Source organism: Actinomadura gamaensis (assembly GCF_042652125.1).
Lineage (GTDB): Bacteria > Actinomycetota > Actinomycetes > Streptosporangiales > Streptosporangiaceae > Spirillospora > Spirillospora gamaensis.
Map to the genome: position 1 here is coordinate 232,550 of NZ_JBHSIT010000001.1, position 20,954 is coordinate 253,503.

The following is a 20,954-nucleotide window of genomic DNA, read 5'->3' on the forward strand; positions in this document are numbered from 1 at the left end:
GCGGACGGCCCGGACGTCAGACGCGGACGGCGCTGGCGAGGAGGTGGATGCCCAGGGACTCGTCGCCCGGCGGGACGTTCAGCTCCGTCCGGACGAGCCGGGGCAGCGCGCCCGGCGAGGTCGCGAGGACGTGCTCGACCGTGGACGCCGACAGGGCCGTCCGGGGCCGGATCCACTCCACCTCCAGGCCCGCGTCGGTGAGCAGCTCGCGCAGCTCGTCGCTCTGGAAGCAGCGGGTGATCGTGCCGTCCGGCCAGGGCACCAGGACGACCTCGGCGCGCGGCACGTCCGACAGGTGCGCCCAGCAGTTCTGCTCGGCGAGCAGGGCCATGCCGAGCGTGAGCGAGTCGACGGTGAGCAGGACGCGGCCGCCCGGACGCAGCACGCGCGCGATCTCGGCGACCGTGGACTCGGCGACCAGGTGCCGCGACAGCATCCGGTTCTCCGCGACCACGGCGTCCACGCAGGCGTCCGCCAGGAAGGAGGGCGCGCCCGGATCGCCGACGACGCGGCGCACCCGGCCCGGCGGGACGGCCGGACGCCCGAGGCCGAGCCCCGGCATCCGCGGCGAGCCGGCGGGCGGGCGCGGCCCCGGCGCGACCCCGTTCGGCATCCGCCCGCTCGCGGGGGCGCCGAGGTCGAGCATCCGGGCGGCCCGGCCGTTCGTCCGGACGTGGCCGTCCGCGCCCTGATCATGCGTCCTGTGGCCGTCGGCGCCGCGCTCGCCCGCACCGCGCTCGCCCGCACCGCGCTCATCCGCACCGCGGCCGTCCACGCCGTGGCCGTCCAGGCTGGAGCCGTCCGCGCTGGAACCGTCCACGCCGACGCCGTCCGCGCCATGGTCGTTCGCGCCGCGCACCCCGGCGGACGCGTCGTCGAGCGAGCCGGGAGCGGGCGCGGGGACGCCCGGCGGACGGTCGAGCACCTCGACCACCGTGTGACCCGACCGCGCGGCCTGCTGGGCGAACCGGCCCCCGCCGCCGGACAGGTCGAGCACCCGCCCGGGGTCGCGGGGCAGCCAGCGCGCGAGCTGGGCGGCGGCCACCGCCCAGTAGAACGTCCAGTAGGGACCGAGGGCATCGCCGTCGGCCTCGCCGGAGGCGCCGGGGGCCTCGCGAAGACTGGCGATGGTGGGTTCTGGAGGCTGCGCCGGCACCGGTAGCAACGCTTTGCTCCTGTTCTCGCCGTGTATGAGCTTTCTTCCCCGCCATCCCCGGACATCACCCTCCGTGCAGGTTGGGGGAAGGTGATCCGAACTGTCCGGAAACTTCTTCCCCGCGTCACCCCCGGTAGGGGAATCGACCGGACCCTCCGCGCGTTGTCACGCACTGCTAGTTCTACACAGACGGTCCGCACGCGTCGCGGAGCGAGGCACAGTAGTACAACGGAGGGGCGCTTGATGACCACAGCCGTTGCCGGGGCACGAAACGGTAAAACCGTTCCCCAGCCTCGGGGCACCGCCCCCGGCGGCGTGATGCGCGTCGCCGGACCGATATCGTCTGTGGGGTACGACGCCAAGGGGGGCGTCGCCACAGCCGAGGGGGTGGGTCTGGTAGCGGGCACCGTGGAGACCGTCGAGGAGCGCCAGGAGCGCTTCCAGCGCGACGTGCTCCCGTACTTGGACCAGTTGTACTCCGCCGCGCTGCGCATGACGCGCAATCCGGCGGACGCCGAGGACCTCGTGCAGGAGACCTTCGCGAAGGCGTTCGGGTCCTTCCACCAGTTCCGGGAGGGCACGAACCTCAAGGCCTGGCTGTATCGCATCCTGACCAACACCTTCATCAACTCCTACCGCAAGAAGCAGCGGCAGCCGCAGCAGTCGGCGACCGAGGAGATCGAGGACTGGCAGCTCGCCCGCGCCGAGTCGCACACCTCGTCCGGCCTGAAGTCGGCCGAGGCCGAGGCGCTGGAGCACCTGCCCGACTCCGACGTCAAGCGCGCGCTGCAGGACCTCCCGGAGGAGTTCCGGATCGCCGTCTACCTCGCCGACGTCGAGGGGTTCGCCTACAAGGAGATCGCCGAGATCATGGGCACCCCGATCGGCACGGTGATGTCGCGGCTGCACCGGGGCCGTCGCCAGCTGCGCGGCATGCTGGAGGACTACGCTCAGGAGCGCGGCCTGACCCGCGCGGGGGAGGGGTCGAAATGATCCCCCTGCCGGACCGTGACGGCGTCCGCCCCTGGAAGGTGAATGAGCGATGAGCTGCGGCGATCACCACGAGACCCCCTGCAGTGAGGTACTCGCCCGGGTCTACACCTACCTGGACGGGGAACTCGACGACAGCGGCTGCGGCGAGGTGCAGGAGCACCTGCACGAGTGCGGGCCCTGCCTCCGCGAGTACGGCCTGGAAGAGGCCGTGAAGAAGCTCGTGAAGAAGGGCTGCGAGTGCGAGGCCGCCCCCGACGAGCTGCGCGCCAAGGTCCTCGTCCGGATCGAGCAGATCTGCGTCGAGCTCAAGGAGACCGAGCACGGCGTCAGGCAGGCCGAGCCCGACAGCGTCTGAGCCGGCCCGGCCCGAGCCGGCCCGACCGTCCTGACGTCGCCCGACCGTCCTGACGTGGCCTGACTTGGCCTCGCCCGACCTGGTGTGACGGGGGCCGTCCGCGTCCCGGCCCGTTCCGCGGGCCGGACGCCGGGGCGCACTGCGCCCAGTAGGGTGCTGGAATGCGCGTTCTGGTCACCGGCGCGGCCGGGTTCATCGGCTCCCATCTGGTCGATCGGCTGCTGGCCGACGGCCACGAGGTCGCCGGGGTGGACGATCTGTCCACCGGGCACCACCGCAACGACGCGATCGACCTGTGGCGGGCGGACGTCGCCGACCCGGCGCTCGCGGACCGCGTGGCCGCCTTCGGCCCCGAGGTCGTCTGCCACCTCGCCGCCCAGGTCAGCGTCCGGGTGAGCGTCGGCGACCCGCTCGCCGACGCCCGCACCAACGTGCTGGGCACCGCGAACGTCCTGGAGGCCGCCCGCCGCGCGGGCGCGCGCAAGGTCGTGTTCACCTCCAGCTGCGCCGTCTACGGCGTCCCGGACACGCTGCCCGTCCCGCCGGACGCCGAGCTCCGGCCCGCCTCGCCGTACGCCGCGTCGAAGGTCGCGGGCGAGGTGTACGCCGGGATGTACTCGGCGCTGCACGGCCTCGACCACACGATCCTGACGCTGGCGAACGTGTACGGCCCCCGCCAGACGCCCGAGGGCGAGGCGGGGGTCGTGTCGATCTTCACCGACGCGCTGCTGACCGGGAAGCCCACCCGCGTCTACGGCGACGGCGGGCAGACCCGCGACTACGTCTACGTGCTGGACGTCGTGGACGCGTTCGCCCGCGCCACCGGGTCCGCCGCGTCCGGGCTCCGGCTGAACGTCGGCACCGGCGTCCAGACGACCGACCGCGACCTCCACTCGCTCGTGGCGCGCGCGGCGGGCGCCCCCGACGATCCCGAGTTCGCGCCGCCCCGCCTGGGCGATCTTCCGGCCATGGCCGTCGACGCGTCCCGCACGCGCGAGACGCTCGGCTGGCGCCCCCGGACGACCCTCGCCGACGGCCTGGCCGAGACCGTCGCCTGGGCCCGATCCGCGCAGGCCGGAGCCTGAATGGGGAATGCACGTGCAGGCGTTTTGTGCGTGTACTCAAGGTGAGGGACGGACCCTCTTTCGCGACACAGCGTGACTGATAGTTCACGCTTTGCTCACGATTCCCGGCATGCCTGTGTGACCTGCGTCTCCCGCGTTAGGCTTGGGCCGGAAATCAGCGACGGGAGCACGTACACGCCCGGGAGGGACGGAGACGGGCTCGCCCCGGGCGGAACCGGGCCGCATCCGCGGTCCGGTCGGTCCCGGATGAACGGGGGGAGGCTTGCAGCCATGTTCACATCACCGCAGAGTGCCGGTTCCGGTCGGCTCGGGCATGCCGAGACGTCGTCGCTGATGGTGCCCAAGGGCGTGTCCTGGGCCTAGTGCCCCGGGCGTGAAGTCCCGGGTCCAGGGGCGCGCGTGCGCCCCCGGGCCGGGCGCCCGCGTACGGTCGAGGGGGACGAGACCCCCTCACACGGCCTCCGCCCCCACCGGGGCGGGGGCGTCGACTCCCGGAGGGGGCGGCATTGCGTGGACTACCTCTGGCTGCCTGGGCTTACGTCTGCGGTGTGGTGGCCCTCGCGGTCGGACTCATCGGGACGGCGTCGTACGCGGAGGTGGACTGGCGGACGCTGGCCGTGCTGGCCGTGCTGTTCCTGGTCTGCGACTCCGCGCCCGCGCGGCTGAACGTCGCGAGCGCCCGCGTCTCGCTCAGCTTCGCCGCGAGCCTGGCCTCGGTCGTGCTCGTCGGCGCCGCGGGCGCGGCGCTGCTCGGCGGCTGCGCGCTGGTCACCGGCCAGCGCTTCTTCGCGCCGGTGAAGCGGCTGTTCAACGGCGCGCAGTTCGCGCTCAGCGGGTTCACCGCCGGGACGGTCTTCGCCGTCCTCGGCGGGCACCGCTTCGAGCCGCAGCAGGCGCAGTGGGCCGAGCACGTGATCGGCCCGTTCCTCGGCGCGCTGGTCACGTTCGTGTTCGTGAACATGGCGCTGACCGCCGGGATCCTCGTGCTGTCGCGGCAGGCCGCGCCGCGCGAGCTGGCGCGCGAGTCCGGCACGGTCGTCGTCGGCTTCCTCGGCTACGGCATGTTCGGGCTGCTCATCGCGGGCCTGTGGCCGCGCGTCGGGCCGTTCGCCGCCGTGTTGGTGCTGCTACCGCTGTTCATCGCGCGGTGGGCCTTCGAGCAGGCGCACGACCAGCGGCAGGCGCACGCGGCGACGCTCGCCGCGCTCTGCCAGGCCGTCGAGACCAAGGACTACTACACCCGCGGGCACTCCGAGCGGGTGTCGCGCGGCTCGGTGATGATCGCCCAGGAGATCGGGATGCGGCCGGACCGGGTGGAGGCGATCCGGTACGCCGGGATGCTGCACGACGTCGGCAAGCTCGGCGTCCCGACCAAGGTGCTGCGCAAGTCCGGCAAGCTCACCGAGGAGGAGTTCGCGGCCGTCCAGCTGCACCCGATGCGCGGGCTGGAGATCGTCCGGGAGATCGGCTTCCTGGACGAGGCGCTCGCCGGGATCATGCACCACCACGAGAAGATGAACGGCCGCGGCTACCCGATGGGCCTCGCCGGGGACGAGATCCCCGAGTTCGCCCGCGTGATCTCGGTGGCGGACGCGTTCGACTCGATGACGTCCACCCGCTCCTACCGGGCGGCGCGCAGCATCGACGAGGCGGTCGCCGAGCTGCGCCGGGGCATGGACGACCACTTCGACCCGGTCATGGTCGAGGCGTTCCTGCGCGCGCTCGACCGCGACGGCTGGGTCCCGCCCCAGCCCGCGCCGCCGCCGGACGACGACGTCGTCGAGACCACCCAGCAGGACCACGACGACCCGAGCGTCCCCATCCGCGTCGAGGGCGACGACCGCATCAACGTGAGCCCTCCCGCGTCCCGTCCGACGAGCGTCCCGGCCCCGTCCGACGATCCGGCGGACGGCGCCGCGCCTCCCGCGGCCGGGCCCGGACCGGTGGACGGGCCGCCCGGCCAGGCGGCGCACGGTGAGTGGCCCGGGACGGCCGGGGACGAGGTGTGGCGGCGGTGAGCGCGCCCTCCAGAAGAGCGGCGCCCCAGGCCGCGCCCCCGAGGCAGCCGGCGCCCCGTCCGGCCTGGCAGGCGGTGGACGCGGGCCAGTTGCTGCTGGTGTCGGGCGCCGCGCTGCTGGTGATCGGCGCGGTGACGCAGGTCGCCGCGTCGGGACTGCGGCAGTCGAACATCGCCGTGGTGTTCGGCGTGCTGATCGCGCTCGGCGAGCTGTTCCGCATGGTCATGCCCGGAAACCGGGAGGTCGCGCCGATCGCGACGGCCGGGGCGGTCGGGTACGCGCTGCTCGTCGGCGTCGGTCCGCGCGGCGCGCCGAGGGGCGCGCCGTTCGGCGGCGTCCCGGCGACGCACTCGGCGCTCCAGGTGGTGGCGGTGACGGCCGTCGCCGCGCTGCTCGGGTCGCTGCCGCACGTCGCGGTGGGGCGTCCGCCCCGTCCGGACGCGGTGGCGCGGCGGCTGATCTCGGTCGCGGTGGTGGCGCTGTGCTTCCGGCCCCTGCTCGGCCTGGACCTCGGCTGGCGGGTGCTGCTGGTCGTGATGGTCGTCACGGTCGTGCTGGCCTGCGCGGTCGATCTCGGGCTGGCCGCGCTGATCCGCGCGGAGGCGGTGCGGGCCCGGTTCGGCATCGCCGTCCGGGACGAGTTCAACGCCAAGGCCGGCCTCTGCGCGGCGACCGGCGCGACGGCGATGCTGATCGCGGTCGCGACGACGGCGCTCGGGCCGGTGGCGCTGGCGGTGTTCACCGCTCCGATCCTGGTCACGCAGGTCGCGTTCCGCCGCTACTCGGGAATTCGCGCGACCTACCTGCAGACCGTCCGGGCGCTGTCGCGGGTGACCGAGGTCGGCGGGTACGTGGAACGCGACCACTCCCGGCGCGTGTCGCGGCTGGCCGTCGCGATGGGCCGCGAGCTCGGCATGTCCGAGGGGGAGCTGCTGGAGCTGGAGTACGCGGCGCTGATGCACGACATCGGGCAGCTCTCGCTCGGCGACCCGATCCCCGGCGGCGCGACCGTGCTGGCCTCGCCGGGCGAGCAGCGCCGCATCGCCGAGCTGGGCGCGGGCGTGATCGAGCAGACCGGCGTGCTGGACGGCGTCGCCCGGATCGTCCGGCTGTCGTCGGACCCGTACCGCGCCCCGGCCGCGCCGCCGTCGGACGGCCGGGTCGAGACCGACGGGCAGCTCCCGCCGGGCCCGCCGCTCGCCAGCCGCATCATCAAGGTCGCCAACGCCTACGACGACCTGGTCGGCGACTCGACCGACCGGGACCGGGGCGCGGCCGTGCTGGAGCGGCTGCGGCTCGACTCGGCCGCCGAGTACGACCCGTCGGTGGTGGAGGCGCTGAGCCGCGTGGTGGACCGGCGCCCGCGCACTTAGCCGTTAGGTTGGGACACCCCGGCCCCGAACCGACGATGAGGAAGGGTGTGTCCGCTGGTGTTCGAATCGGTCCTGGTGGCCAACCGCGGCGAGATCGCCAGCCGGATCGTGCACACGGTGCGCGGCCTCGGCCTGAAGGCGGTCGCCGTCTACTCCGAGGCCGACGCCGACCTGCCGTTCGTGCACGAGGCGGACGAGGCGGTCCTGATCGGCCCGCCCGTTCCCGCGCAGAGCTACCTGGACGGCCCGGCCGTGCTGGAGGCGGCGCGGCGGCACAACGCGCGGGCCGTCCACCCCGGATACGGGTTTCTGGCGGAGAACGCCGACTTCGCGCGCGCCGTGGAGGCGGCCGGGCTGGCCTGGGTCGGCCCGCCGCCGCTCGCCATCGCCCGCGTCGGCGACAAGATCAACGCGCGGAACCTGATGAAGGAGGCCGGGGTCCCGGTCGCGCCCGGCGTCTGGGAGCCGGTCCCCGACACCGAGACCGCCGTCGAGGAGGCCGCGCGGATCGGCTACCCGGTGATGGTGAAGGCCGCGGCCGGGGGCGGCGGCATCGGGATGGGCGTCGCGCACGACGAGGCGCGGCTGCGCGCGGTGTACCCGGCGGCCCGGTCCCGGGCGGAGATGTTCTTCACCAGCCCGGACGTCATGCTGGAACGGTACGTGCGCGGCGCGCGCCACGTCGAGGTGCAGATCCTCGGCCTGCCGGACGGCACGGTCGTCGCGCTCGGCGACCGGGAGTGCTCGGTGCAGCGCCGGCACCAGAAGATCGTCGAGGAGGGGCCCGCGCCGGGCCTGCCGGAGCCGACCCGCGCGCTGCTGCACGCGGCGGCGGTCCGGGCGGGCGAGGCGGTCGGGTACCGCAGCGCGGGCACGGTCGAGTTCCTGGTCGACCCGGCGTCCGGCGAGTTCTACTTCCTGGAGCTGAACGCGCGGTTGCAGGTCGAGCACACCGTGACCGAGGCGCTGACCGGCATCGACCTGGTCGAGCAGCAGCTTCGGGTCGCGGCGGGGGAGCCGGTGTCGTTCGGCGACGTCCGCTCCGAGGGGCACGCGATCGAGCTGCGCGTGTACGCCGAGGACCCGTTCCGGTTCGTCCCGCGGCCGGGGAAGATCAAGGTGTGGGAGGAGCCGGTCGGCGACGGCATCCGGATCGACGCCGGGTACGCCGAGGGCAACATGGTCACGCCGTACTACGACCCGCTGCTCGCGAAGCTCGTCGTCCACGCCGGCACCCGGGACGCGGCGTTGGAACGCGCCCGCGCCGCCGTCGCCGCGTTCCGGATCGAGGGCACGCTGACCACGAACCTGCCGTTCCTGGCCGAGCTGCTGGAGAACCCCGAGTTCGTCTCCGGCACGTACGACACGGGGATCGTCGCGCGGATGCGTCCGGCGTCGAACTGAGCGGCGGCGTCGGACTGAGCGGCGGCGTCGGACCGGGCGACGGGCGATACGGTGCATGGCGTGGAGAGCGATGTCTACTGCGACCGCTGCGGGAACGAGCTCGGCGGCGCCTCCGGTGGCGATCATGCCGCGTGCCGGACGGCCCGCGCCCTCGAACCGCCGCGCTACTGCGCGCGCTGCCGGCGCCGCATGGTCGTCCAGGTGACGCCCGCGGGCTGGACGGCCCGCTGCTCCGAGCACGGCACGATCGCCTCGTCCTAGCCCCGGCTAGACGCCCGTGGTCGTGCGGGGGTAGGCGATGTCCGGGTCGGTCACGACGTTGACCAGGTACGGGACGTTCGCGGCGAAGGCGCGGCGCAGCGCCGCGGCCAGGTCGGCGGGGCGGGTGACGGTCTCGCCCGCGCCGCCGAGCGCGCGCACGACCTCGTCGTAGCGGCAGGCCGGTTGCAGGTCGGCGGCCACGTCGTAGCCGTACAGGGCCCGCATCGGGTGCTTCTCCAGGCCCCACGCGCCGTTGTTCCCGACGATGATCACGACCGGCAGCCGGTGCCGGACGAGGGTGTCGGCGTCCATCAGCGACAGCCCGGCCGCGCCGTCCCCGAGCAGGAGCACGACCTGCGCGGACGGCCGGACGATCCGGGCGGCCATGGCGTAGCCGAGGCCGGTGCCGAGGCAGCCGTACGGTCCGGGGTCGAGCCAGGTGCCGGGGCATTTCGGCTCGACGTACCGGCCGGCGTAGGAGACGAAGTCGCCGCCGTCGCCGATGACCACGGCGTCGTCGTCGAGGATCCGGTTGAGCTCGCCGTAGACGCGCAGCGGGTGGACGGGGTCGGCGCCCGAGTGCAGCAGCCCGGCGTCGGCGGCGGACGCGGCGCGCACCGCGTCGCGGAGCCGGGCGAGCCAGTCCGGGTCGGTCTTGAAGCGGGGGAGGGCGGCGAAGACCGCGGACAGGTCGCCCGCGACGCCGGTCGCGTCGAGGTGCGCGGCGAGCGCGGACGGATGGTCCATGAGGTGCACGACGCGGGCGTCGCCGAACACGCCGTAGCCGAGCCGGAAGTCCAGCGGCGTCCCGGCGACGATCACGAGGTCGGCCTCGCCGAACGCGGTGCGGCGGGCGCGGGTGACGAGCAGGTCGTGCCCGGCGGGCAGCACGCCGCGGCCCTGCCCGTTCGCGACGACCGGGACGCGGACCTCCTCGGCGAACGCGCGCGCCGCGTGCTCGGCGCCGTCGGTCCACACGTCGGAGCCGAGCACCAGGACGGGCCGCCGCGCGTTCTGCAGCACCGGGGCCAGCTCGTCCAGCGGCGGGACGCCGGCGGCGCGCGGCGGACGTTCGGGCCGCGGCGCCTGCGGGACGGCCGGGGCGAACAGGTGGTCCATGTGGATGTCGAGGAAGGCCGGGCCGCGGTGCGGGGCGAGCGCGGTGTCGAACGCGCGGGTGACGTCGGCGTCGAGGGTCCCCGGCCCGGACGCGGTGGCCGCGAGCTTGGTGACCGGCGCGACGAGCGGCGGGTGGTCGAGCTCCTGGAGCGCGCCCGAGCCCCAGCGCGCGGCGGGCGCGCGACCGCCGAGCACCACGACGGGCGAGCCGTTGAAGTGCGCGGTCGCGATCGCGCTGACGCCGTTGGTGACGCCCGGTCCGGCGGTGAGGACGGCGAGGCCGGGACGGCGGGCGAGCCGCGCGGTCGCCTCGGCGGCGAACACCGCGGACTGCTCGTGCCGGACGTCCACGATCCGGGTTCCGGTGCGGACGGCCGCGTCGTACAGCGGGAACACGTGCCCGCCGGAGAGGGTGAACATCGTCTCGACGCCGAACCGCAGCGCCGCCGCGAGCGCCGTGTCGCCCCCGTGCCGGGGCCCGTCCGGTGGTCGTCCGCTGTTTTCCGCACCGTCCATCTACGGACGTTAACAAGCGCTTTCTTGCCTGACCAGGCCCGGCGCGCACCCGGTGCCAAAGCGTCCGCGCGGCTTTAGTAGTTAGGGACTTGACGACGTTGATGCCGGACGGGTTGATTGGGATGCGGACACGGGACCCGGAGGGAGCCGCGCCATGCCGATACCCCGTTCGATCCTCACCAAGGACGACCCCGTGGACCTCGATCTGGAGCTGGTCGCCGGAGCCTGGCCGGACGACCTGACCGGCCATTTCGTGGTCAGCTCGTCCGACCAGCGCACCCATCCGGTGCACGCGTTCTTCGGCGACGGGATCCTCGCCCGGCTCGCGCTGCGGCCCGGCACCGGCGGTGCGCCGCCCGCCCGGTTCGCCTGGCGGCCCCGCGTGATCGACACGCCGTCGGTGCGGCTGCGCCGGAAGCGGCCCGACCTGTTCCTCGCCGGCCCGGTCGGGACGAGCTCCCCGTGGGGGTTCGTGAACTGCGCGAACACCGCGCCGCTGCCGTGGGGCGAGCGGCTGTTCGCCACCTGGGACGCGGGCCGTCCGGTCGAGGTGGACCCGGTCACGCTCGGGTTCGTCGCGGAGGTCGGGCACCGCGACGGCTGGAAGCCGACGATCGACCAGGCGGTGCTGCCGCTGGTGTCGTCGTCCGCGCATCCGGTGGTCGATCCGGACCGGGACTGCCTCTGGACGGTCAGCCGCGACGTGATGTCCGGCGTCGTCTCGGTCGTCCGGTACGACGGGCACGGGCGGGACGTCCGCCGCTGGGAGGTCGAGGGCGCGGTCCTGCCGCAGGCCACGCACACGATCACGCAGACGCGGAACTGGCTCGTCCTCGCCGACACCGCGTACAAGGTGGACGTCCAGGAGATCTTCGGGGCGGACCGGACCGTCGCCAACAACCCGGACGGCCCGGTCCTGCTGATCCGCAAGGACGACCTGGACCCGGCCCGCGCGACCGTGCCCTGCCGCGAGTTCCGCATCGCGCCCGAGGTGAACCACTTCTACGCCCGCTACGACGACTCCGGCGGCCAGGTCGAGATCGTCATGGAGCACACGCCCGGCGTGGACATCGGCATGTACCTGCGCGAGGACGACGTGGACGCGTTCGGCCGCCCGGTCGATCCCGCGCTGCGCGGCATGTACTGCCACGGCATGACGCCCGCGCTCACCACCGTCCTGCGCTTCGACCCCGAGACCGGACGCGTCGCCGAGCGGGCCCGCGCCTGCGACCCGTCCCGGTGGTGGCAGGCGGAGCTGTCGGCGATCGACTGGAGCCGCGAGGGCGTCGCGAACCCGACCCGGCACCACATGATCTTCCTGGGCTTCCATCCGGAGGCGGTCAACCAGCGGGCGCTGCGCAACTACGGCGACCGGGTCGACCCGTCGCTGTTCCCGGCCGAGGAGACGCCCGCCGTCCTCGCGACCCTCGACCGGGGCGACCTGAAGCCGCTGTCCGAGTGGACGTTCGCGCTCGACGACTACCCGACGTCGCCCTCGTTCGTCCCGCGCGGGCTCGGCGCGCCGGGCCGCAGCGCCTACGCGGGGGCCGATCCGGGCGGGCACGACGGCTACCTGGTCGTGGCCGTGCACAACGACGACCGCTTCCGCGTCGAGGTGTTCGACGCGGCGAACGTGTCGCACGGCCCGGTCGCGGTCCTGGCGCCGCCGCGCGGGACCGTCCTGCCGTTCCTCGTCCACTCCGCGTGGATGCCCGAGGCCGTCCCCGCCGCGCCCGGCCTGGACCGCCTCCGCTTCGCCGACGACCTGGACGGCCGCCTCGACCGGCTCGACCCGGACCTCGCGGCCGTGGCCCGCGAGGTCGCGGACGAACTGGACGATCGGGGCTAGTCCCGCGCCGGTCCGGACGCCGCCGCCTTGAGCGATCAAGCCAAGGCGGCGGCGTCCGCGTTGGCGGAAGATGCCAAAGTTCGCGCGGGCGCCGCGCTGGTTCGGTGCCCCAACTGGGCTGGTCGCCGGGCGGTGCGGCGGGACCCGGGGACGGGGCTTGCCGGGCGGCGGACGGCTGGTTACGGTGCGGCTTAATTGAAAAGAAACTTTCCTAACTGATCAGTAGCAAGCGCCATCGGGGTTCGGGGATCGGGGTCCACGTCCGTCGTCTCACCGTGCCTCAGGAGTCGCGTTGCGCCTTCTCCCACGCTCCTTCCCACGCTCCCTCGCCGCCGTCGCGGCGCTCGTCGCCGCCCTGCTCGTCCCGGTCGCCGCCGCCCCGGCGCACGCGGACGGCTCGCCCACCGCCACCTTCGCGAAGGTGTCGGACTGGGGATCGGGGTGGCAGGGCCAGTTCACCCTCACCAACGGGTCGTCCCAGCCGGTGAACGGCTGGAAGGTCGCGTTCGACCTGCCCTCGGGCACGACCGTGGGCTCGTACTGGGACGCCCTGCTCACCTCGTCCCCGCCGCACTACACCTTCGCGAACCGGGACTACAACGCGTCCATCCCGCCCGGCGGGACGGTCACGTTCGGCTTCCTCGGCGCGGGACCCGGCGCGCCCGCCAACTGCACGCTCAACGGCGCGTCCTGCACCGGCGGCGGCACCACCCCGCCCGGCGGGCTCGGCGCTCCCGGCACGCCCTCGGTCAGCGCCCGCACCGACACCTCGCTCACCCTCACCTGGACGGCCGGGACCGGCACCCCGACCGGCTACCGCGTCTACGAGGGCTCCGCGCTGAAGGCGACCGTCACCGGCACGACCGCGACGCTGTCCGGCCTCACCGCCTGCTCGTCGCACACCTACACGGTCAAGGCGTACGACGCGAACGGCGAGTCCCCGGCGAGCGACCCCGTCACCGGGACGACCACCGGATGCGCCACCGGCCCGCTGCCCAAGCACTTCCTCACCGGCTACTGGCAGGACTTCGTCAACTCGGCCAAACCGCTGAAGCTCTCGGACGTCCCGAGCGAGTACGACCTGATCGCCGTCGCGTTCGGCGACGCCACGTCCAAGCCCGGCGAGGTCGCGTTCAGCCTCGACCCGGACCTGTCCAAGGCGGTCGGCGGCTACACCGACGCGCAGTTCAAGGCCGACATCGCCGCGCTGCACGCCAAGGGCCGGAAGGTGATCCTCTCGGTCGGCGGCCAGAACGGGACGGTCCAGGTCAGCGACTCGTCGTCGGCGTCGAACTTCGCGACGAGCATGGGGAACCTGATCTCCGCCTACGGGTTCGACGGCGTGGACATCGACCTCGAGAACGGCGTCAACCCGACCTACATGGAGCAGGCGCTGCGGTCGCTGCGCTCCGCGGTCGGCGCGAACCTCATCATCACGATGGCCCCGCAGACCATCGACATGCAGTCCACCGGGGCGTCCTACTTCCAGCTCGCGCTGAAGATCAAGGACATCCTCACCGTCGTGCACACCCAGTACTACAACTCCGGTTCCATGCTCGGCTGCGACCAGAAGGTGTACGGGCAGGGCTCGGTCGACTTCATGACCGCGCTCGCCTGCATCCAGCTGGAGAACGGGCTGCGGCCCGACCAGGTCGCGCTCGGCCTGCCCGCCGGTCCGGGCGCGGCGGGCGGCGGGATCGTCTCGCCGTCCCTGGTGAACAGCGCGCTCGACTGCCTCGCGCGCGGCACGAGCTGCGGCTCGTTCAAGCCGCCGCACACCTACCCCGACATCCGCGGGGCGATGACCTGGTCCATCAACTGGGACGTCTCGGACGGCAACGGCTTCGCGAAGACCGTCCGGCCCCACCTCGACACCCTCCCGTAGCTCCTGCTCCCACCCCGATCCCTCACCCCGATCCCCCACCCCGAAAGAAGGAAGACCATGCGATCCGCCCACGCGAAGATCGCCTTCGCGGTCGCCGCCGTCCCCGCGGCGTCCCTGGTCGCCGTGCTCGCCGCCCCCTCCTCGCCGGCGTCCGCGCACGGCACGCTGTCCGACCCGCCGAGCCGGGTGTTCGTCTGCGAGCAGGAGGGTCCGGAGAACCCCAAGTCGGACGCCTGCAAGGCCGCCGTCGCGGTCGCCGGCACCCAGCCGTTCTACGACTGGAACGAGGTGTCCCGCCTGGACGCCGGCGGACGGTCGCGGGAGATCATCCCGGACGGCCAGCTGTGCAGCGCGGGCCGCGCCAAGTACCGGGGGCTGGACCTCCAGCGCGCCGACTGGCCCGCCAAGGCCGTCCGGCCCGGCCCGCTGACCGTCACCTACTACGCGACCGCCCCGCACCAGGACAGCAACTTCGAGTACTACATCACCCGCGACGGCTGGGACCCGACCCAGCCGCTGCGCTGGTCCGACCTCGTCCCGCTCGCCACCTTCACCGACCAGCACCCGTCCACCTACACGCAGTGGACGCTGAACCTGCCGCAGCGCACCGGCCGCCACCTGCTCTACTCGATCTGGCAGCGCGTCGTCGGCAGTGACGAGGCGTTCTACACCTGCTCGGACGTGGACTTCGGCGGCTCGAACCAGCCCACCCCGCCCCCGACCACCCCGCCCACGACCCCGCCGACCACCCCGCCCACCACCCCGCCCACCACCCCGCCGACCACTCCGCCCACCCAGCAGCCCGGCGACACCTGGACGGCCGGGAAGACCTACGCCGTCGGTGACCAGGTCGGCTACGGCGGCGTGACGTACACCTGCCTTCAGGCCCACACCGCGATCGCGGGCTGGGAACCGCCCAACGCCCCGGCGCTGTGGCGGTCCGCGTGACCGGACGGTGGGCCGTCCTCGCCGTGGCCGCCGCGTGCGCGCTGCTCCTGCTCGGACGGTGCGGAGCGGCTGGTGGCCCCGCATCGCCCGCGGCGGCACGCGGCGGCCCCGGCTTCAACCCCACCGACGTGATGTTCCTGCAGATGATGGCCCCGCACGAGGGCCAGGGCGTGACCCTGGCCCGGCTCGCGACCGGGCGGGGCCGCGTCCTGCGTCCCGAGGTCGCGCGGCTCGCCGCCGCGATCGCGAGCACGCAGCTCACCGAGGTCCGGGCGATGTCGGCGCGGCTGCGCGCCTGGCACCGCCCGGCGACCGCCGCGCCCGGCTCGCACGCCGCGCACGGCGGGCTCCCCACGACCTCGCCCGCCGCCGTCCGGTCCGTCGAGCGCGCCCCGGCGGACCGGTTCGAGCGCGCCTTCCTCAACCTGCTCATCGCCCACCAGGACGACGCCGTCCAGATGGCCCGGATGGAGACCGCCCACGGCGAGGACGCCTGGGCGCGGTCGCTCGCCGCGACCATCGACCGCTCACGTTCGGCGGAGATCGCCGCGATGCTGGCGCTCCTCGACCCCCGAAGTAGGTGACGGCCATGCGCCGACTGCTCGCCGCCCTGATATCCGCGCTCACCGTCGCGGCGCTGGCACTGACGCCCGCGCACGCGGCGGACGGACGCCTCACCGCCGCCTTCAGCCTGTCCGGGACGACCGGGAAGTACGTCGTCTCCAACCCCGGGACGACCGCCGTGTCCGGCTGGACGCTGGTGTTCGACCTGCCGTCCGGGGTGACCGCGTCCAACCCGCAGAACGCGACGATCACCCAGAACGGCACGAAGGTCACGCTGAAGCCCGCGTTCTACATCGCCACGGTCCAGCCGGGCAAGAACACCGAGCCCTACAGCCCGACGTTCACCCTCAGCTCCGCCGTCCAGCCGACGTCGTGCCTGCTCAACGGCGCGAACTGCGACGGCTCGGGCGCGCCGCCGCCGACCCTGACCGGGGTCACCGCCGACTACTCGGTCAGCGGCTCGACCGGCACGTTCGTCGTCGCCAACCACGGCACGACCGCCGTGAACGGCTGGACGATCGTGTTCACCCTGCCGTCCGGCGTCACCGCGAGCAACGCGAACAACGGCTCGATCAGCCAGACCGGCACGACGGTGACGCTCACCCCGGCCTACTACAACACGACGATCCAGCCGGGGAAGACCACCGATCCCTACAGCCCGACGTTCACGCTCAGCTCGTCCGGGGCGGAGCCGACGTCCTGCCGGGTCAACGACGCGAACTGCGACGGCACCCCGGACACGCCGCCGTCCGCGCCGACCGGGCTCAAGGTCGTCGTGAAGACCACCAAGTCGGTCACGCTGAGCTGGGACGCGGCGAAGGCCGGCAGCCTCCCGGTCAGCGCCTACGACGTCTACAACGGCTCGGCGGTCGCGACGACGGTCTCCGGTACGACCGCCACGGTCGGCGGCCTCACGCCGAACACCGCCTACACCTTCACCGTGAAGGCCAAGGACCGCAAGGGCAACGCGTCCCCGGCGAGCGCGGCCGTCTCGGTCACCACCAACAACCCGTCGGACGACACGACGCCGCCGTCCGTCCCCGGGAACCTGCACAGCACCGGCAAGGACTCCGGCAGCGTCAAGCTCGCGTGGGACGCCTCGACCGACAACACCGGCGTCGCGAACTACGACGTCCTCGTCAACGGGAAGACCGCGACGACCGTCACCGGGACGAGCGCGACCGTGACCGGGCTGTCGCCGTCCACGACGTACTCGTTCACCGTCCTCGCCCGCGACCAGTACGACAACGTGTCGGCGCAGAGCGCGCCGGTCCAGGTCACGACCGACGACGTGGTCAGCGGGTACGCGCGCGTCGGCTACTTCGTCCAGTGGGGGATCTACGGGCGGCAGTACTTCGTCAAGAACCTCGACAGCACCGGCAACGCCGCCAAGCTCACGCACGTCAACTACGCGTTCGGCAACATCGACCCGACGAACCTGACCTGCCTCGAAGGCGTCACCAAGGGCACCTCGTCCGACCCGGAGGACCCGAACCAGGGTGACGGCGCGGGCGACGCGGACGCCGACTACGCGCGCCCGATGTCGGCGGCGCAGTCGGTGGACGGCCAGGCCGACACCGGCTACGAGGCGCTGCGGGGCAACTTCAACCAGCTGAAGAAGCTCAAGGCCAAGTACCCGAACCTCAAGGTCCTGATGTCGATCGGCGGCTGGACCTACTCCAAGTACTTCTCCGACGTCGCCGCGACCGACGCGTCCCGCAAGAAGTTCGTCTCGTCCTGCATCGACACCTACATCAAGGGCAACCTGCCGTCCTACAACGGCGCGGGCGGCCCGGGCACGGCCGCCGGGATCTTCGACGGCATCGACGTCGACTGGGAGTGGCCCGGCGCGGACGGCCACCCCGGCAACCACGTCAGCCCCAACGACAAGGCCAACCTGACGCTGCTGCTCGCCGAGTTCCGCACCCAGCTCGACGCGCTCGGCCAGCAGACCGGCAAGCGCTACCTGCTCACCGCGTTCACGCCCGCCGACCCGGCGAAGATCACCGCCGGCTGGGACCTGCCCGGCACCGCCAGGTCGCTCGACATCTTCAACGTCCAGGGCTACGACTTCCACGGCTCCGGCAGCGACAACTCGTGGGAGCCGAACCGGACCGGCCACGCGGGCAACCTCTACACCGACACCAACGACCCCTACCCGTTCCACTTCAGCGTCGAGAACGCGGTCAACGCCTACCTCACCGCCGGGGTGAACCCGCGCAAGCTCACGGTCGGCCTCGCCTACTACGGGCGCGGCTGGCAGGGCGTCACCGACGGCGGCGTCCACGGCCAGTGGCAGGCCGCGCAGGGGGCGGCGCCCGGGCAGTTCCAGGAGGAGGCCGGGACGCGCGGCTACGCCAACCTCATCGCCGGCGTCCCGAACTGCACCGTCTACCACAACGAGCAGGCCGTGGCGACGTACTGCTTCACCGGCGACAAGGGCCAGTGGTGGACGTTCGACGACCCGTGGTCGATCGGCAAGAAGACCGCGTGGCTCAAGAGCAAGGGCCTGCTCGGCGCGATGATCTGGGAGATGTCCGGTGACACCGGCAGCCTCACCACCGCGCTCGACACCGGCCTGAACCAGCCCGCCGCGAAGAAGGCCGTCCAGAAGTAGCGGACGGCCGAAGGCTCCCGCCCGGTCGCCACCGTCCCCGGCGACCGGGCGGGTTCGTCTTTCCCGGCCCTAGGCGAGGGCGGCGCAGGACTTCTCGTCCGGCAGCAGCGGACGGACCCGGACGGTGTAGACCGCGCCGCCGCTCGTGAACCGCGTGCCGAGCGGCGTCCGCGCGGCCAGGTCGCGGACGGTCGCCGCGTCCTTGCCGGAGTACACCGTGCACAGCCCGCCCGGCATCTTCCGGCCCTCGCCCAGCGGCGACAGCGGCCAGGCGGGCATGCCAGCCGCCGGGTGCTCGCCGGTGCCGAGCGCGTTCACCGCGACGCGTTCGGGCTGGTAGGCGTCCGGTGGGGACTGCTGGTCGCTCTTCGGCCACTGCTCGGGCTGGAGCTTCTTCCACAGCCGGGTGGCCGGGACGTCCTGCGACTCGGGCTGGACGATCTCCGTCTGCGCCGACCCCATCTGCATCACCAGCACCATCGCGTCGGCGATGTGGGCGTCCGTGCCGATCCTGCGCGACTGCTGGAGCCCGGCCCTGCGCGCCTCGTCCACCAGCCGCTGGACCGCGGGCTGCTTCAGGTGGTACCGCCTGAGCTGGGCCTTTCCCCGGCCCGTGGGGACGATCGCCGTCCCGTCGGGGTAGAGGGAGAAGTCCGGGACCGCCATGGGGCCGCCGATGCCCGCGATGCCGCCGGTCATCCGCCAGCGCAGCACCGGGCCGTCGCCGCCCTTGGTGGAGGACGCCCCGGTCACGGAGGTGGAGTCGTGCACGCCGTCCCCCTTCGCGTCACCGGACCTCGATCCGCAGCCGGTGAGCAGGATCGCGCCCACCAGCACCGCGGTCACGCCACGGGCCATCATGCCCGCCGATCGTACGGAGGGAACCGCCATGCCGGTTGGACGCCGCGCCGCCCGCCCCGGTTCCGCCCGCGCGGGCCGAGGACGTTCACGCGGGTGGGGGCACGCATGCGCGGGGCGGGGTGCGTCCGGGGGCGGTACAAAACGGGCCGTCCAACACTGTGGGAATCCGCGAGCGATCGGCCGGGTGCGGCGCGCTAGGGTGCCGGACGTGAGCGTGCTCGTGGTGACCGGGACCTGCACCGGAGTCGGGAAGACCGTGGCGACCGCGGCGGTGGCCTCGCTCGCCGCCGCCCGCGGATCGGCGGTGGCCGTCGTCAAGCCGGGCCAGACCGGCGCGCGGCCCGGCGAGGACGGCGACCTGGCCGAGATCGGACGCCTGGCGGGTGTGACCGACCTGCACGAGTACGCCCGCTTCCCGGATCCGCTGTCCCCGGCCGCCGCCGCCCGGCTCGCCGGGGTGCCGCCGCTCGACCTGCCCTCGGCGGTCAACCGGATCACCGGGCTGGCCGCGGACCGCGAGCTGGTGCTGGTGGAGGGCGCGGGCGGGCTGCTCGTCCGCTACGACGACGACGGGAACACGGTCGCCGACCTCGCCCGCTGGCTCGGCGCGCCGGTGCTGCTGGTCGTCCGGCCGGACCTCGGCACGCTCAACCACACCGCGCTCACCCTGGAGGCGATGGCGCACCGCGGCCTGAACCTCGCGGGCGTCGTGATCGGCTCCTGGCCGGACGAGCCGGACCTCGCCATGCGCAGCAACATCACCGACCTGGAGACGCTCGCCGCGCGCCCGCTCGCCGGGGCGCTGCCGGCCGGGATGGGCGCGCTCGACCCCGCCGAGTTCCTGGTGGCCGCCCACCGGGGGCTGTCCCCGGCGTTCGGCGGCTCCTTCGACGCCGCCTCGTTCCGCGGCGCCCACGCCCCGACCAAGGAGAGCCCGTGACCGACATCCTCGACATCGCCCGGCGGCAGGTCCTCGACGAGGGGCGCGGCCTGGACGAGGCGCAGACCCTCCGGGTGCTGACCCTGCCCGACGACCGCGTTCCGGACGCGCTCGCCCTCGCGCACGAGGTGCGGATGCGCTGGTGCGGCCCGGAGGTCGAGGTCGAGGGCATCGTCTCGCTGAAGACCGGCGGCTGCCCGGAGGACTGCCACTTCTGCTCGCAGTCGGGCCAGTTCACCAGCCCCGTCCGGGCGGTCTGGCTGAACATCCCCGAGCTGGTCGAGGCGGCGAAACAGACGGCGAAGACGGGCGCGACCGAGTTCTGCATCGTCGCCGCCGTCCGCGGCCCGGACGAGCGGCTGATGTCCCAGGTCCGGGACGGCGTGAAGGCGATCAACGAGGCGGTCGAGATCAACATCGCCTGCTCGCTCGGGATGCTCACCCAGGCGCAGGTGGACGAGCTCGCCGCGATGGGCGTGCACCGCTACAACCACAACCTGGAGACGGCCCGCTCCCACTTCCCGAACGTGGTCACCACCCACACCTGGGAGGAGCGCTGGGAGACGCTGCGCATGGTGAAGGAGGCGGGCATGGAGGTGTGCTGCGGCGGGATCGTCGGGATGGGCGAGACCGTCGAGCAGCGCGCCGAGTTCGCCGCGCAACTCGCCGGGCTCGACCCGGACGAGGTGCCGCTGAACTTCCTCGCGCCGCGTCCGGGGACGCCGTTCGCCGACTACCCGGTCGTCGAGGGCGCGGAGGCGCTGAAGACGATCGCCGCGTTCCGGCTGGCGCTGCCGCGCACGATCCTGCGCTACGCGGGCGGGCGCGAGGTCACGCTCGGCGACCTCGGCACCCGCGACGGGATGCTCGGCGGCGTCAACGCGATCATCGTCGGCAACTACCTCACCACGCTCGGCCGCCCGGCCGAGCAGGACCTCGACCTGCTGGCCGAGCTCCAGATGCCGATCAAGGAGCTGTCCAAGACCCTCTGACCAGCGCGGACGCGCCGG

General features: G+C 73.4%; 17 protein-coding genes. 14 read left to right on the forward strand and 3 right to left on the reverse strand.

The genetic code is table 11. The annotated features are described in order from the left end of the window. Positions 1-16: 16 nt before the first annotated feature. Positions 17-1,156 (reverse strand): hypothetical protein, encoded by a 1,140-nt coding sequence (locus ACFPCY_RS01140; RefSeq protein ID WP_465251210.1) that lies wholly within the window; start codon positions 1,154-1,156, stop codon positions 17-19. A 315-nt stretch (positions 1,157-1,471) separates the two neighbouring features. Between ACFPCY_RS01140 and ACFPCY_RS01145 the strand changes: the two genes are divergently transcribed. From ACFPCY_RS01145 to bsaP, 7 genes are all read left to right on the forward strand, one after another. Beyond that, complete coding sequence (locus ACFPCY_RS01145) at positions 1,472-2,149, forward strand: sigma-70 family RNA polymerase sigma factor (protein WP_465251211.1); 678 nt, start codon at positions 1,472-1,474, stop codon at positions 2,147-2,149. A 49-nt stretch (positions 2,150-2,198) separates the two neighbouring features. Beyond that, on the forward strand, positions 2,199-2,504 hold the full coding sequence (gene rsrA, locus ACFPCY_RS01150) for a mycothiol system anti-sigma-R factor (protein WP_378251646.1): 306 nt from the start codon (positions 2,199-2,201) through the stop codon (positions 2,502-2,504). Between the two features lie 161 nt (positions 2,505-2,665). Continuing rightward, positions 2,666-3,589 carry an NAD-dependent epimerase/dehydratase family protein gene (locus ACFPCY_RS01155; RefSeq protein ID WP_378251647.1) on the forward strand — a complete coding sequence of 308 codons (924 nt, stop codon included), beginning with the start codon at positions 2,666-2,668 and terminating at the stop codon, positions 3,587-3,589. A gap of 506 nt (positions 3,590-4,095) precedes the next feature. Next, positions 4,096-5,607: an HD-GYP domain-containing protein gene (locus ACFPCY_RS01160; RefSeq protein WP_378251648.1), complete on the forward strand. Its 1,512-nt coding sequence runs from the start codon at positions 4,096-4,098 to the stop codon at positions 5,605-5,607. Beyond that, positions 5,604-6,980, forward strand: coding sequence for an HD-GYP domain-containing protein (locus tag ACFPCY_RS01165; protein ID WP_378251649.1), 1,377 nt, complete (start codon positions 5,604-5,606; stop codon positions 6,978-6,980). Before ACFPCY_RS01160 ends, ACFPCY_RS01165 begins: the two co-directional genes overlap by 4 nt. 57 nt (positions 6,981-7,037) lie before the next feature. Then, entirely contained in the window at positions 7,038-8,384 is a 1,347-nt protein-coding gene (locus tag ACFPCY_RS01170; protein WP_378251650.1) for an acetyl-CoA carboxylase biotin carboxylase subunit, read from the forward strand. Between the two features lie 60 nt (positions 8,385-8,444). Beyond that, positions 8,445-8,645 (forward strand): biotin synthase auxiliary protein BsaP, encoded by a 201-nt coding sequence (gene bsaP, locus ACFPCY_RS01175; RefSeq protein ID WP_378251651.1) that lies wholly within the window; start codon positions 8,445-8,447, stop codon positions 8,643-8,645. A 6-nt stretch (positions 8,646-8,651) separates the two neighbouring features. Here bsaP and ACFPCY_RS01180 read toward each other — a convergent pair whose 3' ends face one another. Beyond that, a complete protein-coding gene (locus ACFPCY_RS01180) occupies positions 8,652-10,280 on the reverse strand; it encodes an acetolactate synthase (protein WP_378251652.1) in 1,629 nt (542 codons plus the stop codon). 154 nt (positions 10,281-10,434) lie between these two features. Here ACFPCY_RS01180 and ACFPCY_RS01185 point away from each other — a divergent pair, with 154 nt between their 5' ends. From ACFPCY_RS01185 to ACFPCY_RS01205, 5 genes are all read left to right on the forward strand, one after another. Next, positions 10,435-12,129 (forward strand): carotenoid oxygenase family protein, encoded by a 1,695-nt coding sequence (locus ACFPCY_RS01185; RefSeq protein WP_378251653.1) that lies wholly within the window; start codon positions 10,435-10,437, stop codon positions 12,127-12,129. Between the two features lie 292 nt (positions 12,130-12,421). Then, positions 12,422-14,014: a chitinase gene (locus tag ACFPCY_RS01190; RefSeq protein ID WP_378251654.1), complete on the forward strand. Its 1,593-nt coding sequence runs from the start codon at positions 12,422-12,424 to the stop codon at positions 14,012-14,014. A gap of 57 nt (positions 14,015-14,071) precedes the next feature. Further along, positions 14,072-14,962, forward strand: a complete 891-nt coding sequence (locus tag ACFPCY_RS01195; RefSeq protein WP_378251655.1) for a lytic polysaccharide monooxygenase auxiliary activity family 9 protein — start codon at positions 14,072-14,074, stop codon at positions 14,960-14,962. Further along, positions 14,959-15,546 carry a DUF305 domain-containing protein gene (locus ACFPCY_RS01200; protein ID WP_378251656.1) on the forward strand — a complete coding sequence of 196 codons (588 nt, stop codon included), beginning with the start codon at positions 14,959-14,961 and terminating at the stop codon, positions 15,544-15,546. The genes ACFPCY_RS01195 and ACFPCY_RS01200 overlap by 4 nt, the downstream gene beginning before the upstream one ends. Before the next feature lie 5 nt (positions 15,547-15,551). Beyond that, positions 15,552-18,143 carry a glycosyl hydrolase family 18 protein gene (locus ACFPCY_RS01205; RefSeq protein ID WP_378251657.1) on the forward strand — a complete coding sequence of 864 codons (2,592 nt, stop codon included), beginning with the start codon at positions 15,552-15,554 and terminating at the stop codon, positions 18,141-18,143. Between the two features lie 69 nt (positions 18,144-18,212). Here the strand turns inward: ACFPCY_RS01205 and ACFPCY_RS01210 are convergent, their stop codons facing one another. Continuing rightward, entirely contained in the window at positions 18,213-19,004 is a 792-nt protein-coding gene (locus ACFPCY_RS01210) for a hypothetical protein (RefSeq protein ID WP_378251658.1), read from the reverse strand. 208 nt (positions 19,005-19,212) lie between these two features. Here ACFPCY_RS01210 and bioD point away from each other — a divergent pair, with 208 nt between their 5' ends. Continuing rightward, positions 19,213-19,944, forward strand: coding sequence for a dethiobiotin synthase (gene bioD, locus ACFPCY_RS01215; protein ID WP_378251659.1), 732 nt, complete (start codon positions 19,213-19,215; stop codon positions 19,942-19,944). After that, positions 19,941-20,936: a biotin synthase BioB gene (gene bioB, locus ACFPCY_RS01220; protein ID WP_378251660.1), complete on the forward strand. Its 996-nt coding sequence runs from the start codon at positions 19,941-19,943 to the stop codon at positions 20,934-20,936. The genes bioD and bioB overlap by 4 nt, the downstream gene beginning before the upstream one ends. The last annotated feature ends 18 nt before the right edge of the window (positions 20,937-20,954 follow it).

What these genes read in the sequence shown, in the direction of transcription:
- rsrA (WP_378251646.1), top strand. Translation starts at nt 2,199, where the DNA reads ATGAGCTGCGGCGATCACCACGAGACCCCCTGCAGTGAGGTACTCGCC.
- ACFPCY_RS01155 (WP_378251647.1), top strand. Translation starts at nt 2,666, where the DNA reads ATGCGCGTTCTGGTCACCGGCGCGGCCGGGTTCATCGGCTCCCATCTG.
- ACFPCY_RS01180 (WP_378251652.1), bottom strand. Translation starts at nt 10,280, where the DNA reads ATGGACGGTGCGGAAAACAGCGGACGACCACCGGACGGGCCCCGGCAC.
- ACFPCY_RS01185 (WP_378251653.1), top strand. Translation starts at nt 10,435, where the DNA reads ATGCCGATACCCCGTTCGATCCTCACCAAGGACGACCCCGTGGACCTC.
- ACFPCY_RS01195 (WP_378251655.1), top strand. Translation starts at nt 14,072, where the DNA reads ATGCGATCCGCCCACGCGAAGATCGCCTTCGCGGTCGCCGCCGTCCCC.
- ACFPCY_RS01205 (WP_378251657.1), top strand. Translation starts at nt 15,552, where the DNA reads ATGCGCCGACTGCTCGCCGCCCTGATATCCGCGCTCACCGTCGCGGCG.
- ACFPCY_RS01210 (WP_378251658.1), bottom strand. Translation starts at nt 19,004, where the DNA reads ATGATGGCCCGTGGCGTGACCGCGGTGCTGGTGGGCGCGATCCTGCTC.